General features: G+C 69.8%; 12 protein-coding genes. 4 read left to right on the forward strand and 8 right to left on the reverse strand.

What is annotated here, in order from left to right:
* Positions 1–69: 69 nt before the first annotated feature.
* On the reverse strand, positions 70–1,323 hold the full coding sequence (locus ASE14_RS04180; protein ID WP_056651070.1) for a cysteine desulfurase family protein: 1,254 nt from the start codon (positions 1,321–1,323) through the stop codon (positions 70–72).
* 92 nt (positions 1,324–1,415) lie between these two features.
* On the opposite strand from ASE14_RS04180, the gene glgX reads away from it, so the two are divergent.
* Together glgX and ybaK are read left to right on the forward strand one after the other, a co-directional pair.
* Positions 1,416–3,530, forward strand: coding sequence for a glycogen debranching protein GlgX (gene glgX / locus ASE14_RS04185; protein ID WP_056651073.1), 2,115 nt, complete (start codon positions 1,416–1,418; stop codon positions 3,528–3,530).
* A complete protein-coding gene (gene ybaK / locus ASE14_RS04190) occupies positions 3,530–4,027 on the forward strand; it encodes a Cys-tRNA(Pro) deacylase (protein WP_056651077.1) in 498 nt (165 codons plus the stop codon). The genes glgX and ybaK overlap by 1 nt, the downstream gene beginning before the upstream one ends.
* Before the next feature lie 156 nt (positions 4,028–4,183).
* On the opposite strand, the gene glgP is transcribed toward ybaK, so the two are convergent.
* The 7 genes from glgP to ASE14_RS04220 form a co-directional block, all read right to left on the reverse strand.
* A complete protein-coding gene (gene glgP / locus ASE14_RS04195) occupies positions 4,184–6,748 on the reverse strand; it encodes an alpha-glucan family phosphorylase (protein ID WP_056651080.1) in 2,565 nt (854 codons plus the stop codon).
* Between the two features lie 46 nt (positions 6,749–6,794).
* On the reverse strand, positions 6,795–7,457 hold the full coding sequence (locus ASE14_RS04200; RefSeq protein WP_056651085.1) for a hypothetical protein: 663 nt from the start codon (positions 7,455–7,457) through the stop codon (positions 6,795–6,797).
* Positions 7,458–7,484: 27 nt separating this feature from the next.
* Positions 7,485–8,102, reverse strand: coding sequence for a hypothetical protein (locus tag ASE14_RS20335; protein ID WP_157372772.1), 618 nt, complete (start codon positions 8,100–8,102; stop codon positions 7,485–7,487).
* A gap of 25 nt (positions 8,103–8,127) precedes the next feature.
* The gene (locus ASE14_RS04205; protein ID WP_157372774.1) at positions 8,128–8,814 is read right to left on the reverse strand and encodes a hypothetical protein; all 687 of its coding nucleotides are present in this window, start codon (positions 8,812–8,814) and stop codon (positions 8,128–8,130) included.
* 135 nt (positions 8,815–8,949) lie between these two features.
* Positions 8,950–9,468, reverse strand: a complete 519-nt coding sequence (locus ASE14_RS04210; protein ID WP_056651090.1) for a hypothetical protein — start codon at positions 9,466–9,468, stop codon at positions 8,950–8,952.
* A 70-nt stretch (positions 9,469–9,538) separates the two neighbouring features.
* The gene (locus tag ASE14_RS20340; RefSeq protein WP_157372776.1) at positions 9,539–9,997 is read right to left on the reverse strand and encodes a hypothetical protein; all 459 of its coding nucleotides are present in this window, start codon (positions 9,995–9,997) and stop codon (positions 9,539–9,541) included.
* Between the two features lie 127 nt (positions 9,998–10,124).
* Complete coding sequence (locus tag ASE14_RS04220) at positions 10,125–11,753, reverse strand: cyclic nucleotide-binding domain-containing thioredoxin-disulfide reductase (protein ID WP_056651096.1); 1,629 nt, start codon at positions 11,751–11,753, stop codon at positions 10,125–10,127.
* A 107-nt stretch (positions 11,754–11,860) separates the two neighbouring features.
* On the opposite strand from ASE14_RS04220, the gene ASE14_RS04225 reads away from it, so the two are divergent.
* Positions 11,861–13,882, forward strand: coding sequence for a maltotransferase domain-containing protein (locus ASE14_RS04225; RefSeq protein ID WP_082600049.1), 2,022 nt, complete (start codon positions 11,861–11,863; stop codon positions 13,880–13,882).
* The gene (gene glgB / locus ASE14_RS04230; protein WP_056651098.1) at positions 13,875–16,082 is read left to right on the forward strand and encodes a 1,4-alpha-glucan branching protein GlgB; all 2,208 of its coding nucleotides are present in this window, start codon (positions 13,875–13,877) and stop codon (positions 16,080–16,082) included. The genes ASE14_RS04225 and glgB overlap by 8 nt, the downstream gene beginning before the upstream one ends.
* The last annotated feature ends 3 nt before the right edge of the window (positions 16,083–16,085 follow it).

Below are 16,085 nucleotides of genomic sequence, written 5' to 3' on the forward strand. Positions count from 1 at the left end.
GAGATTCGCGCTGATTCGGAGCGGATCCCACCGCGGCGTCCGAACGGCTGCAGAACTCCGAAGTCGTGTTCAGGCGCGGTCGAAGGAGGTGGCGCGGGCGGCGAGCCCGGCACGGGCGGCCTGCGCGTGCGCGGCGGGCAGCGCGGCCAGGAACGCATCGACATCGGACCCGGTCGACCCGTGCCCGATCGTGATGCGGAGCGCGCCGCGGGCATCGGCCTCCGAGCGGCCCATGGCCATGAGCACGTGCGACGGTTCGGGCACCCCGGCTTGGCAGGCAGAGCCCGTCGAGACCGCGACGCCGGCGGCATCGAGCAGGAAGAGGAGCGAGTCGCCCTCGCACCCGGGGAACGAGAAGTGCGCATTGCCGGGCAGCCGAACGGATGCCCCGGGGCCGATGTCGCCCGAGAGTCGCGCATCTGGCACCACGTCGCGCACGCCCGCGATCAGCCGGTCGCGGAGCACTGCCATGCGGGCGGTGTCGGCGTCGAGGCGCGAGGCCACGAGCTCGGCGGCCGCCGCGAACGACGCCGCAGCCGCGACATCCTGCGTGCCCGATCGCACCTTGCGCTGCTGGCCGCCGCCGTGGATGAGCGGCTCGACCGCCGCCGACCGGTCGAGCACGAGCGCGCCGATGCCCGCCGGTCCGCCGATCTTGTGCGCCGAGACGCTGAGGGCGACGAGCCCGGCTCCGCGCGGGGCGTCCGTCGCCCGGCGCAGGCCGTGGACGTCGATCGGCACCTGGCCGTATGCCGCGATCGCGTCGAGGTGCAGGGGCACGCCGGCCTGCGCGGTCAGGCGCGCGACCTGCTCGACGGGTTCGATCGTGCCGACCTCGTTGTTCGCCCAGAGCATCGTGACGAGGGCGACGGATGCCGCGTCACGGTCGAGCTCGTCGGCGAGCACGTCGAGGCGCACCCGGCCCAGCTCGTCGAGCGGGATCTCGACGACTTCGGCCCCCTCATGGGCGACGAGCCATTCGACGGTGTCGATCGTGGCGTGGTGCTCCCCCGCCGGCACGAGGATGCGGCGACGCGAGGCAGGCGACCCGGCAGCGACCCCAGCCACCGTGCGGCGCTGCCACCAGATGCCCTTGATCGCGAGGTTCACGGCCTCGGTGCCATTGCCCGTGAAGACGATCTCGATGCCGTCCGCGCCGAGGGTCGCGGCGATGCGCTCGCGCGACTCCTCGAGCAGTCGCTTGGCCTGCTGGCCCGCGCTGTGGATCGAGGAGGGGTTGCCCACCACGGCGAGCGCGGCGGTGAGCGCCTCGATCGCCTCGGGCAGCATCGGCGTGGTCGCCGCATGGTCGAGATAGACCATTCGCCCTCCAGCTCTCCTCGTCACGAGCACCGCGACACGACGTGTGCAGCCACTCGGGAGGCGCTCGTCCTCCACGAACTACTGTAGATCGCATGCCTGAGCGCGATCCCCTGCACGAGCTCGGCGTTCGCGCGGGCGCCGAGGGCGGCATCGCCCGGGTCTGGTCGCAGCACGCGACATCCGTCGACCTCGTCGTCTTCGATGCCGACGACCTCGACTGGGCGATCGCCCGCACGCCGCTCGTGCGCGACGAGCACGGTGTCTGGCAGGGCGAGTCGGCCGAGCTCCGCCCCGGCGCCCACTACGGCCTGCGCGTCGACGGGCCGGCGGGCGTCGAGCACGCGTTCAATCCCGTGCACACCCTGCTGGACCCCTACGCCCGTGGGCTCTCGCGCGCCGATGACGGCTCGTGGCGCGGTGTCGCCCTCGAATCGCTCATTGAGACGGGCTTCGAGTGGGGCGACTCCGCCAAGCCTCAGGTGCCGCTCGACCGCACCGTGGTCTACGAGGCGCACGTGCGCGGCTTCTCGAAGCTCAACCCGGCCGTGCCCGAGCCGCTGCGCGGCACCTACGCCGGGCTCGCGCACGATGCATCGCTCGAGTACCTCACCAGCCTCGGCGTCACGACCGTCGAGCTCCTCCCGGTGCACGCCTTCGTCTCGGAGGAGCGCCTCGTGCGCCAGGGCAAGGTCAACTACTGGGGCTACAACACGCTCGCGTTCTTCGCCGCGCACGCGCCGTATGCGAGCGCAGCGGCCCGCGCGGACGGCGCTGCCGCAGTGCGGCGCGAGTTCGCCGGCATGGTGCGCCGCCTCCACGAGGCCGGGCTCGAGGTCGTGCTCGACGTCGTCTACAACCACACCGCCGAAGAGGGGCGCGAGGGGCCGACGACCTCGTTCCGCGGCATCGACAACGCCGCGTACTACCGCCACGACGCGCACGGACACTACGTCGACACCACCGGATGCGGCAACAGCCTCGACTTCGCCGCCGCGGCACCCCAGCGACTCGTGCTCGACTCGATGCGGTACTTCGCCGAGGAGCTGCAGGTCGACGGGTTCCGCCTCGATCTCGCTGCCACGCTCGGCCGCGACGCACGGGAGACGTTCACTCCGGAGCATCCGCTGCTGCGCGCCATGCTCGACGACCCGGTGATCGGCGCGTCGAAGCTCATCGCCGAGCCGTGGGACGTCGGGCCCGGCGGCTGGCAGACGGGCAACTTCCCGAACGGCTTCACCGAGTGGAACGACCGCTACCGCGACCGCATGCGCGACTTCTGGCTCGGCGACCTGCGCCGCGAGCGCGACACCGGCTCGGCGGGCAGCGGCATCGGCCGCTTCGCCACGCGTCTCGCAGGCTCGTCGAACACCTTCTCCGGCGAGCGCGGGCCGCTTGCGAGCCTCAACTTCGTGACCGCGCACGACGGATTCACGCTCGCCGATCTCACCGCCTACGACGTCAAGCACAACAAGGGAAACGGCGAGGGCAACCGCGACGGCACGGACTCGAACAACTCGTACAACCACGGCGTCGAGGGCGAGGCGGCCGACCCGGTCGTGCGGGCCGCGCGTCGGCGGAGCATCCGGAACCTGCTCGGCACCCTGCTGCTCTCGGCGGGCGTGCCGATGATCACGGCGGGCGACGAGTTCGGGCGCAGCCAGCGCGGCAACAACAACGCGTACTGCCACGACTCGCCGCTCACCTGGCTGGCGTGGGAGGCGGCCGACCGCCCTCGGTTCGCCCCAGAGCTGTTCGAGACCGCGCGGCACCTGATGCGGCTGCGCGCTGAGAACCCCGCGCTGCGCCCCATGCGCTTCGGACGGCTGGGAGAGACCGTGCCGAGCGCCACGCAGATGGACTGGTTCAACGCCGACGGCGAGACCATGGACATCGACGACTGGAACTCCCCCGCCGAACGCACCCTCCAGTTCCTCGCCGCCTCTACACCGGAGACCGAGGCACTGAACCGCATCCTCCTCGTCGTGCACGCGCACGAATCGAGCGCCGAGATCGTGCTGCCCGAGCACGACGAGGTGAGCGGGTACACCCTGCTGTGGGACTCCGCCGAGGAGGCGCCGGCGGCGGCGCTCGGCTCGTCCGCCTCGCCTGTTTCGGGGCCGCTCGGCCCCGGGTCATTCGCCCCCGGCACGTCGATCACGGTCGGCGGCCAGTCGATGCGCCTGTACCGCGCAGAGGGCGGGCAGTGATGGCGAAGCGAGCGGATGCCTCGGCGGGCACCCCGGCGACCGTCGCCCTGACCCGGGCCGGCGTCGCCTTCACCGCGCTCGGTTACGACCACGACCCGCGCGCCACGGCCTACGGGCTCGAAGCCGCCGAGAAACTCGGCCTCGATCCCGACCGCGTCTTCAAGACCCTGCTCGCCAGCGTCGACGGGGCGCTCGCGGTCGGCATCGTACCGGTGGCGATGCAGCTCGACCTGAAGGCGCTCGCCGCGGCCCTCGGCGGCAAGCGCGCCGAGATGGCCGATCCCGCGGTGGCCGAGCGTAAGACGGGCTACGTCGTCGGCGGCATCAGCCCCATCGGCCAGAAGACGGCGCTGCCGACCGTGCTCGACGAGTCGGCGATCCTCTGCGAGACGATCTACGTCTCGGGCGGGCGCCGCGGGCTCGACCTCGAGCTCGCGCCCGACGACCTGCTCGCCGTCACCGCCGGACGCTACGCGCCGATCGCCCGCACCCGCTGAGCTCAGGCCACGGTTGGCGTCGCGGCCGGTGCGCGAAGTGTCCTTCCGGCGGATATACGAGCCGCCACCCCGAGATCTCCTGCCGAGTACCGGCGCGCCGGATCGTATATCCGCACGGGTGACAGGGCGTGACGCCGCGCGTCGGCCGAGACGGGCTCAGTCCGCGACGGCCACGAGGCCCAGCTCGGCGGTCGAGAGCAGCAGCGGATGCCGCGGCACCACCCGAACCGTATAGCCGAACGCCCCCGCCCGGTCGAGCACGACCGACCCCGTGTAGAGGTGCTGGCCGGGCCGGACCTGCGCCGCGGCATCCGCGACGACGAGTGCTTGGCGCTGTGCGGCATCGATGGTCTCGTCGGCGCGACTGCGACCGTAGACCACCTCGACCGTGACGTCGTCGGGCGAGAGCTCGCCGAGTTCGACGACGGCCCGCAGCTGCAGCTCGTCGCCGACGTGCGGTGCGTCGATGCCGCCCGACTCGACGTGCGCCACGTGCACGCCCGGCCACGCCGCCCGCACCCGCGCACCCCAGCCCGACAGCTCGCGGGCTCCCCGCGCGCTCTCGGCGGCGACCACGGCGAAGTGCTCGGCCGCCGGTCGGTACAGACGTTCGACGTACTCGCGCACCATGCGATCGGCGCCGAGTTCGGGCGCGAGCACGGCGAGGGTCTCGCGCACCCGGCGCACCCACTCGACCGGCACGCCGTCGCCGTCGCGTTCGTAGTAGCGCGTCGCCACCCGGTGCTCGAGCAGGTCGTAGAGGGCCGCCGCCTCGAGGGCGTCGCGCTCCCCTGCATCGCCTGCCGCATCGGCGGAGGGAATGACCCAGCCGAAGTCGTCGCCGGCGAACTCCGCCCACCAGCCGTCGAGGATCGAGAGGTTCAGGGCGCCGTTCATCGCCGCCTTCATGCCCGAGGTGCCGCAGGCTTCGAGCGGGCGCAGCGGGTTGTTGAGCCACACGTCGCAGCCCGGGTAGAGCTTCTCGGCCATGCCCATGTCGTAGTCGGGCAGGAACACGATGCGCCCCCGCAGCTCGGGCTGTTGGGCGAACTGCACGAGCTGCTGGATCAGCCGCTTGCCTTCGTCGTCGGCCGGGTGCGACTTGCCCGCGATGACGAACTGCACCGGCCGCTCGGGGTTCGTGAGGATCGCCTTCAGCCGCTGAGGGTCCTGCAGCATGAGCGTGAGGCGCTTGTAGGTGGGCACCCGGCGGGCGAAGCCGACCGTGAGCGTGTCGGGGTCGAGCACCTGCGACACCCACTTCGGCGGCTCGGCGCCGGAGTGCTGCTCCCGCCAGGATGCCGCGAGCCGGCGCCGGGCATCGTCGACGAGCTGCTGGCGCATGGCGCGCTTGACCGCCCAGAACTCGCCGTCGGCGAGCGCGGGGCTGCGCCAGTCGGCGTGCTCGGTGTCGCCCGTGCCGAGCCGGGTCTCGGCGAGGCCGAGCAGGGCGGGGTCGGTCCAGGTCGGGGCGTGCACGCCGTTCGTGATCGAGGTGATCGGCACTTCCTCTGCATCGAAGCCCGGCCAGAGGTCGCCGAACATGCGCCGGCTCACCTCGCCGTGCAGCTTCGAGACGCCGTTCGCGTGCTGGGCGAGCCGCAGCCCCATGACGGCCATGTTGAACGCGCTCGTCGCCGGGTCGGCGCCGGGCTCGACCCCTAGCGCGAGCGCGTCGGCCGGGTCGACGCCCGGGAGTAGCGAACCCGACAGGTACCGCTCCACGAGGGCGCGGTCGAAGCGGTCGATGCCCGCGGGCACCGGGGTGTGCGTCGTGAAGACGGTGCCTGCACGTACGAGCTGCAGCGCAGCGGCGAAGGTGAGGCCCTCACCGATGTACGTCGCGATGCGCTCGAGGCCGAGGAAGCCCGCGTGGCCCTCGTTCATGTGGAAGACGTCAGGCGCGGGGCTCCCGCTCAGTTCAGTCCACGCCCGCACCGCACGGGCGCCGCCGATGCCGAGCAGCAGCTCCTGCAGCAGCCGGTGCTCGCCCCCGCCGCCGTAGAGACGGTCGGTGACCGAGCGCAGCTCGTCGCTGTTCGTGGGGATGTCGGTATCGAGGAGGAGCAGCGGGATGCGGCCGACGGCGGCCTTCCACACGCGAGCGTGCAGCGAGCGGTCGTCGGGCAGCGCGAGGGTCACCTGCACCGGGGCGCCATCGGGCGCGCGCAGCAGCGTGAGCGGCAGGCCGTCGGGGTCGAGCGCCGGGTAGCGCTCCTGCTGCCAGCCGTCGGGCGAGATCGACTGCGAGAAGTACCCGGCCTTGTAGAAGAGCCCGACGCCGACGAGCGGCACGCCGAGATCGGATGCCGCCTTCAGGTGATCGCCCGCGAGGATGCCGAGTCCGCCGGAGTACTGCGGCAGCGCGGCGGTGATGCCGAACTCGGGCGAGAAGTACGCGATGGTGCGCGGGGCCTCGGCCCCGAGCGACTGGAACCAGCGAGGCTCCGCGAGGTACTCGCGGAGCTCGGCGCGTTCCCGCTCGGCCCAGTCGAGGTAGCCGCTGTCGCCCGCGAGTTCGGCCAGCCGGGCCGGGTCGACCTCGCCGAGGAACGCGACCGGGTCGCGATCGGAGGCCTGCCAGAGCTCGGGATCGACGTGCTGGAACAGCCGGCGGGTCGGTTCGTGCCACGCCCAGCGGAGATTCGCGGCGAGCTCTTCGAGCGCACCGAGCTCGGGTGGGATGACCGCGCGGACCGTGAACTTGCGAATCGGCTTCACGGCTCCACCCTAGGAGCCGCAGATGTCGGTTGCGTGAACGAGTCGGCTACGGTGCCGCCAGCTTGCGCTCGATCCTGAGCGCTCCGATGCCGCTGACAGCCGGGCCGGTGTCATACGTGCGCTGCACCTCCACTGCCGCGAAGTCGTACCCGAGTTCCGCCTCGACCTGCGCGAGCGCCGCGCGAGCTGACACGGAGGGCGGGTCGTCGGGACAGCAGCAGAGCACGATCACCTCATGGAGGCCATCGTCCCGCCTCGCTAGGCCGTGCACCGAGTACCACTGCCGCCCTTCAAACTGGGCCCTCGTCCAGTACTCGTCGAAGAACGTGTAACTCGGCGGTTCAGCTCGCAACCGGTCCAGGATCTCCTCCAGCCGGGCCGGGTCCAGCGGCGGTCGCCGAAACCACGTCTGATCGTGAGACGCTTCGCTCTTCTGCGAGCCGATCCGCACCACGCCCGAGTCCCGGTTTCGTGTGAACTTCTCGATGGATGTCGTGTACGACGATTCCATCGGGTGGTCGTACAGCACCGCCGGGCCGAGCTTCGGCTGATCCTCGAAGTGCTCGACGCCCACAAGGTCCTCATCCAGCGGGTCAACCTCACGCCCTGGTGTCCACGTGAACTGGAGAACCTCCGTCGTCCGCTTCACCCAACGGAGGACCTGGAGCTCACCGCTGACCAGCGGTGAATCTGGGTCAATAGTGCCCATCGACAGCTTCCTTCCGTTGAGGTGAGCTCATCGGGCTGGAGTTCGCAACCGCTTGAGCGTTTCGACGAGCTCACTCACGCGGTTTTGTCCCCAGGAGACCGTGAACATCCCATCAGCAAAGGGAACGATCTGGAGCGCGCCAGGGGATTCTCCGGTTTCGAAATGGATCGCGTGAGCGGTCTTGAACTGCAGCTGAACAAGTTCGGGCCGCAGATCCCGAATCGAGCCCCAGTCAATTTGCCAGAACTTGACCGGGTACGGTGCGGACCCGCGCCAGAAACTGAGTCCGTCGACCGAAGCGACCGCCGTATAAAAATGAGGCAGTCGGCCAACTGACGCGGGGTTTTCCCGCCTGTTCGCTTCTGATCGCAAAAACTGCATCAGCGCGGGAGTCATCTCTGCGGTGAAGAGGACAGCGTCAGGATGATCTTTTGCGAGCCGATGCAACCGCATCCTGGCGAACTTTGCATACGCAAAGTTGAGCGCGAGCCCAAATCCAATTCCGGCAGCCAGAAATGGAAGGAACTCAAGGATATCTGCCCAGCCGTCGCCTCGGGATCCGAACGCACGAATAGCCACTAGCGCGAACGAGCCAAGCGTGAGCAAGACAGCGAACATCAACCCAACCGGGAAGCCGACTTTCATGTGTCCCTCTTGCTCGTAGGCGCTCTCAATTTGGTGTCCCCCTCGAAGTGAATTCGGGCGCTTCGATGCGGGCTCTCGCCCGAAGGAGTGCCTTGAGTTCATTGACACGTCGTCGCCCGATCGGGAACGCACCGGCTGGGCCACTGCCAACCGGCAGGAGGGGGAACTCGAATACGCGCCCATCGCGTGAGAACGACAGTGTGATGCCTCGGAACGACCGCGGCCCCATCACGACATCGCTGAGCTGCGCATCGACCACGTCGGTCCAGGGGATCCGGAGCACGTCGTGGGGGGCAGTCGACCCATCGTAAAAGACCATGTCAGCATCAGCGTCGACCACCGTGAACCTCCACGTGGCGAACTCTGCGTCGCTATAGGCGCGGTCGGCGTCGGCATCATCACGAAGGTGCGCAACAAGTCGCGCCGCAGGTTCGGTGACCTGCGTCGTGCACAGGATCGCCATACCCGGGTTCCGGCGAAGAACACGATTTCGAAGGAGCGTCCGACGATAGATCAGGAGCATCGCCAGATAGCCCGCGAGCGTCAGGGCGACCGGAACGACCAGCGTGCGCGCGACGATCGACCAAGCCTGCTCAGGCGCCGCTGCGGCATCCCGCGTCATCGAAGACACCCAGAGAACGGTCTGTCCGATGACGAACACCAGGAGCAGGTACCAGCCCAGCGTTCGCCCGTGGCGAGGCACGTTGCTCATCGTCATTCTCGATTCCGTAGTTCGCAGCCTCCGCTGGCCAACACGTACCGCGCGTTGATCACGATACTGCTCACCGTGTAGACAACCGCGACGCAGGAACAAGCGAGGGTCCCGAAGGGCTCGAACCTCGCGAGTTCAGCGATGGGCCGCCGCGGAGCATCCGTCTATCGCGTCGAGCAGGACGTCTTGGTAATACACCGGCTCTCCCCCACCGAAGTAGATCCTGAGCCGGGAGTCACTGCCGTCTGTCACCGCGCGATCGAGGATGACAACGACGGTCGAATCCGCATCGGCCGCGAGCTGTCGGTCGAGCCACTCCTCGCTGCGGTTCCGCTCCATTTCCGAGCGGACCGCTCTGCTCGGAAGAGACCCGGGCGAGTACATCTCCATCGATGGCCCGAGGACGTCGACGCCCACCAGATGCGATGTCGGCGCGTCGACCAGTTGGAAACGCTCGATCGCCCACGGAACTCGATCACCGTCGGATCGGACCGGCAACTGGAGCATGACGTCGTCGCCCCCGCCTGCGCTGAAACAACCGGCAGCGTCACTATCGATGGCGAGTCCGTCGTACTCCGACGGGGCACATGCAGTGAGCCCGAGTACGGAACCCGTGACGAGCAGCGCCATGGCAGCCATCCGGATCGACTTCATGGCCCACCTCGATGAGTCGGCCGACGCGTAGCAGTGTTCGCACGCCGTCGACGATGGCCGGGCGACGCGGTCACCCGGTAGCTCCTGGCTGACGCTGGATGATCCACGCGCGCATGCTCAGCGCACCAGCGAACGACACCAGCAGAGGAATCCACATGATCGGCACAAGTGCCACGAACATGGTGGCGGCCACAAGAACGACGCAGGCACCTGCCCCCACGATGAATACTCCAATGGCCGCGAGCGTGGCTTGGGGCGCAATGCCCACTTTGAAGACTCGTCGAGAAAGCGCCGCAAGACCGACGCCAGCACCGAAGGCACCAATGCCTGCCAACGCCCCGACGGGTAGTGCGAAAACGAGCGCAACTCCTAAAGCGATCAGGCTCCCCATGGGATCACCGGTCGCGTTGAGCAAAACCTGAACGACCGCTACGAACCAGCCCGTGAAAATGCCAGTTGCGGCAGCGATGAGTAGTGACACCAGCGGGCTTGCCGGCTTTGAGGACTTCAACTGATCTCCGCGGTTCATCTTCGTCGCCCAGCACAGATTGGCGCCGCTACCTCCTCCGCGAAGGAACTCACACGCGGTCTCGCGATCCTATGCGTCCACCATTGCACGTGGCATCACCCCCAAACGGGGGCCATGCGCACCCGCTCTACGCGAGCGCGAGGTACTGGTGCACGAACGCCACCGCCATGCCGCCTTCGCCGACGCACGCGGCCACCCGCTTCACCGAGCCCGAGCGCACGTCGCCGATCGCGAACACGCCGGGCGCGCTCGTCTCGAGCGCGAACGGGCGCCGGTCGATGGCCCACTGCGCCGTGGCCGCGGCATCCGGCCCGGTGAGGATGAAGCCGTGCACGTCACGGGCGACGTCGGGCGGCAGCCACTCGGTCACCGCGTCGGCGCCGATCATGACGAACACGACGCCCGCGTCCTTCCTGGCCGTCGCTCCGGTCGTTCGGTCGGCGACGTCGATGGCCTCGAGGCTCGACCCTCCGTGCAGCCCGACGATCTCGCTCCGCGTCTGCACTCGAACGACGTCGTTCGCGGCGATCTGGTCGATGAGGTAGCGCGACATGCTCGCCGCGAGCGATTCGCCGCGCACGAGCATCGTCACCGACCGCGCATGGCGCGCGAAGAAGAGTGCCGCCTGGCCGGCCGAGTTGCCGGCGCCGACGATGCAGACGTCGGCGCCCTGCGCGATCGAGGCGTCGCTGCGGGCCGCCCCGTAGTAGACGCCGCTGCCGCGGAACCGGTCGATGCCCGGCACCGGCAGCGACCGCCAGGCCACTCCGGTCGCGACGATGACGACGGGTGCGCGCAGCACATCGCCGCCGTCGAGCACGATCTCGCTGAACTCGGCGCCCGGCACGACCGCCTCGACCGTGCGGGTCACCACGATCTCGGCGCCGAGCCGCTTCGCCTGCTTGAGTGCGCGACTCGCGAGGTCGTCGCCGGAGATGCCGAAGGGGAACCCGGTGTAATTCTCGATACGCGTCGACGTGCCGGCTTGGCCACCTGGAGCGACGGACTCGATCACGACCGTGCGCAGACCTTCCGCCGCGCCGTTGACGGCGGCGGTCAGCCCCGCGGGCCCGGCACCGAGAATGACGACGTCGTAGTCGGATGCCGCGGGCACGACGTCGAGCCCGACCGCTGTCGCGACCTCGCGCAACGAGGGGTCCACCGTGCGCGCGCCGCCGTGTTCGAGGATCGGGTACCGCTCGCCGGCGATCCGTTCACCGAGGGTCGTGCGCTCGAACGCGATCTGGTTGCGGACGAGGAATCCCGTCACCTCGTGCGTCCGCGCATCCGATCGCGGCCCGATCACCCGCACGTCGGTGTCGGCCTGCTCTGAGGCGACCTCCTGCAGCCAATCGAGATAGCGCCGGGCGAGGCCGGCGACGCGCGCAGGGATCGACGGCACCGCCGCCGCGAGCGTGTAGTAGACCTTGACGTCGAGCTTGATGATCCGCGCTCCCTCCGCGCCATCCGCTGCTCGCCCACTCGCGGGGAACGGGGTGCTGAGCGTCATCGGCACCTCGCCGAAGAACTGCCCCGGCTTGCGGCGGCCGATCACCCGCTCCTCGCCGTTGATCACCTTCGTGAGCTCGGCCCCGCCCTCGACCACGATGAAGAGCGCGCGCTCGTCGCCCTCGTGCGCGAAGTACTCGCCGGGCACGAGTCGGATGTCCTCGACCGCCCGGGCGAGCTCGTCGAGCGTCTCGTCGGGCAGCGGCGCGAAGATCGGGATGCCGCGGAGCGTCTCGGCGGTGATCATGCCCGACGGTATCCACGCCGCGACATCGCGTCAACAGTCGCGCCTGATCGCGACGACCCGACCGTCTTCGCGGGTCCGATCCTGCCCGGACGCGCTACGGTCGAACCGTGACGACCGCCCCTGTGCTCGCCGGCCGGATCCCCGTGACCCGGCTGACCCCCGCCGTGCCCGATTCCCGCTGGCGCCCCAAGGCGTTCGAGGGCGAGGTGGTGCCATTCCGCGCGACCGTGTTCCGCGAGGGCCACGATCAGGTGGGCGCGATGCTCATCATCACGAGCCCGTCGGGCGAGGTGCGCCGAGAGCGGATGTCTCCGCTGGCGGCCGGCACCGACCGGTGGGAGGTCGAGGTGCTCCTCGACGAGATCGGAGAGTGGCGCTGGCACGTCACGGGCTTCGACGACGAGGTCGCGACGTGGCGGCACGACGCCGCGCTCAAGGTCGACGCCGGGGTCGACGCCGAGCTGATGTTCGAGCTCGGCGCCCGCCTCATCGACCGGGCCGTCGCCGAGAAGACCCGGCCGCTCGCGGCGCGGAAGCGCCTCACGGCACTCGCCGCCGGGCTGCGCGATGGCGCGGCATCCGTCACTGCTCGTCGCCCGCTCATCGACGACCCGGCCCTCGCCGAGTTCGAGGCCCGACCGCTCGCGCGGCTCTCGACGGACTCCCCCGAGCACGCGATCCTCGTCGAGCGTCGGCATGCGGGCGTCGGCGCCTGGTACGAGTTCTTCCCGCGCTCGGAGGGCGCCCGGCAGCTGAAGGACGGCTCGTGGAAGTCGGGCACCTTCCGCACCGCGGCCAAGCGCCTCGACGGCGTCGCCGCGATGGGCTTCGACGTCGTCTACCTGCCGCCGATCCACCCGATCGGGGTCACCAACCGCAAGGGGCGCAACAACACGCTCGACCCGGGCCCGCACGACCCCGGCTCTCCCTGGGCCATCGGCGGGCCGCTCGCCGACAGCACCTCCGGCGGCCACGACGCCGTGCACCCCGACCTCGGCACGCTCGCCGACTTCCGCGCGTTCGTGCGACGAGCCGCCGCGCTCGGCATCGAGGTCGCCCTCGACCTCGCGCTGCAGGCCTCGCCCGACCACCCATGGGTGACGGAGCATCCCGACTGGTTCACCCAGCTGCCCGACGGCACGATCCGCTACGCGGAGAACCCGCCGAAGAAGTACCAGGACATCTACCCGGTGAACTTCGACGACGACCCCGACGGCATCTTCGACGAGGTGCTGCGCGTCGTGGGGCACTGGATGAAGCAGGGCGTGCGCATCTTCCGCGTCGACAACCCGCACACGAAGCCGCTCGCGTTCTGGGAGCGACTGATCGCAGCGGTGAATGCGGATGACCCGAGCGTCGTGTTCCTCGCCGAGGCCTTCACCCGACCGGCGATGATGCAGGCCCTCGCGATGGTCGGGTTCCAGCAGTCGTACTCGTACTTCACCTGGCGCAACACCAAGGCCGAGCTCGAGGAATTCCTGACGAGCGTGTCCCAGGACACGGCCGACTTCATGCGGCCGAACCTCTTCGTCAACACCCCCGACATCCTCACCGAATACCTGCAGTTCGGCGGGCCTGCCGCATTCACGGTGCGCGCGACCGTCGCCGCGACGGCGGCCCCGCTCTGGGGCGTGTACGCGGGCTTCGAGCACTTCGAGTCGGTCGCCCGCCCCGGCGCCGAAGAGGCGATCGACAACGAGAAGTACGAGTACAAGCCGCGCGACTTCGTGGCCGCCGAGCGCGAGGGCCGGTCGCTCGCGCTCTACCTCGGCATCCTCAACCGCATCCGCGCCGAGCACCCGGCGCTCGGCCAGCTCCGCAACATCCGCTTCCACGCGAGCGACGACGACTCGGTGCTCGTCTACTCGAAGCACCTCGAGGGCCGCTTCACGGGCACGGGCGCCGACGACACGATCATCGTCGTCGCCAACGTCGACCCGCACTCGGTGCGGGAGACGACGGTGCACCTCGACCTCGAGGCGCTCGGGCTCGAGCCGGGCGCCCGCTTCGAGGTCGACGAACTCGTCACCGGCGAACGCTGGGAATGGGGCGCCGACAACTACGTGCGGCTCGACGCCTTCACGCGGCCTGCGCACATCCTGCACGTGAGAAGGGCCACGGATGCCTGAAACGCCCACCGCTCCCGCCATCGCCGACGACGTGCTCGCCGCCGTCGCAGAGGGGCGTCACCCCGACCCGCATTCCGTGCTCGGCCAGCACGGGTTCGACGCGCCGCAGCTCGCGGGGCCGCTCACGGCGATCCGCACCCGCCGGCCGCTCGCCGAGGCGGTCGAGGCGGTCTTCCCGGGCGGCGGCGTGCTCCCCCTCGAGCACGTCGGACACGGCATCTGGGCGGGCGCAGGTGTCTTCGGCCCGAGCGACTACCGGGTGCGCGCCCGCTACGCCGACGACGCGGAGTGGACGAGCGACGATCCCTACCGCTTCGCGCCGACCATCGGCGAACTCGACCTGCACCTCATCGGCGAGGGCCGGCACGAGGAGCTCTGGCGGGTGCTCGGCGCCCACTACCGCGAACACTGGGGCGTCGCCGGCAGCGTCGGTGGCACGGCGTTCACGGTGTGGGCGCCGCGAGCGGCCGCAGTGCGCGTCACCGGCGCGTTCAACCGCTGGGACGGCACCGGGCACGCGATGCGCAGCATGGGCCCGACGGGAGTCTGGGAGCTCTTCGTGCCCGACGTCGAGCCCGGCGCGGTCTACAAGTTCGAACTGCTCACCGCCGCCGGCGAATGGATCATGAAGGCGGACCCCATGGCCCGCCAGGCCGAGATCGCCCCCGCCACCGGATCCGTCGTCTCGCGCAGCACCCACGAGTGGACCGACGGCGAGTGGATGTCCCGCCGTGCCGGCGCCGACCTCCACGCGCTCCCGATGAGCATCTACGAGCTGCACCTCGGCTCGTGGCGCCCCGGCAAGGGCTACCGCGACGTCGCCGACGAGCTCATCGAGTACCTCGAGTGGCTGGGCTACACGCACGTCGAGTTCATGCCCCTCGCGGAGCATCCGTTCGGCGGCTCATGGGGCTATCAGGTGACCGGCTACTACGCGGTGACCAGCCGCTTCGGCTCCCCCGACGACCTCAAGTACCTCATCGACCGGCTGCACGGCGCGGGCATCGGCGTCATCATGGACTGGGTGCCCGGCCACTTCCCGAAAGACGAATGGGCGCTCGCCCGCTTCGATGGCCGGCCGCTCTACGAGCACGCCGACCCACGTCGCGGCGAGCAGCTCGACTGGGGCACCTACGTCTTCGACTACGGCAACCCGCGGGTGCGCAACTTCCTCGTGGCGAACGCACTCTTCTGGTTCGAGGAGATGCACGTCGACGGGCTGCGGGTCGACGCCGTCGCCTCGATGCTCTACCTCGACTACTCACGCGCGGAAGGCGAGTGGCTGCCGAACGTCCACGGCGGGCGGGAGCACCTCGAGGCCATAGCGTTCCTGCAGGAGGCCACCGCGACGGCGTACAAGCGCAACCCCGGAATCGTCATGATCGCCGAGGAGTCGACGAGCTGGCCGGGAGTCACCGCCCCCACCGAGAGCGGCGGCCTCGGCTTCGGCTACAAGTGGAACATGGGATGGATGCACGATTCGCTGCAGTACATCCAGAACGACCCGATGTACCGCTCGCACCACCACCACGACCTCACGTTCTCGTTCCTCTACGCGTTCAGCGAGCACTTCGTGCTGCCGATCAGCCACGACGAGGTCGTGCACGGCAAGGGGTCGCTCGTGCGCAAGATGCCCGGCGACCACTGGCAGCAGCTCGCGAACGTGCGCGCCTACCTCGCCTTCATGTGGGCCCACCCCGGCAAGCAGCTGCTCTTCATGGGGCAGGAGTTCGGCCAGCTCTCCGAGTGGAGCGAGGAACGAGGACTCGACTGGTGGATCCTCGACCAGCCGAGCCACCGGCAACTCGCCGAGTTCGTCGGCGCACTGAATCGCGGCTACCGCGCAACGCCCGCGCTCTGGCAGCTCGACGACGACGCCGCCGGGTTCGAGTGGATCGAGGGCGGCGCGGCCGCCGAGAACGTCATCGCGTTCCTCAGGTACGACCGCGTGCGACGCCCGCTCCTCTGCGTCGTCAACTTCGCGGGGGTGCCGCACGAGGGGTTCCGGATCGGCCTGCCGGGTGCCGGGCGATGGCGAGAGGTCATGAACTCGGATGCCGCGGAGTTCGGCGGCTCGGGCGTCGGCAACCTCGGAGCGGTCGATGCCGCAGAGACCCCGTGGGGCGGTCGCCCGGCATCGGCGTCGTTCACCCTGCCACCGCTCGGCGCCGTGTGGTTCGCACTCGATGCCTCCGACTGATCG

The organism is Agromyces sp. Root81 (assembly GCF_001429165.1).
In the GTDB taxonomy this organism is placed as follows: Bacteria; Actinomycetota; Actinomycetes; order Actinomycetales; family Microbacteriaceae; genus Agromyces.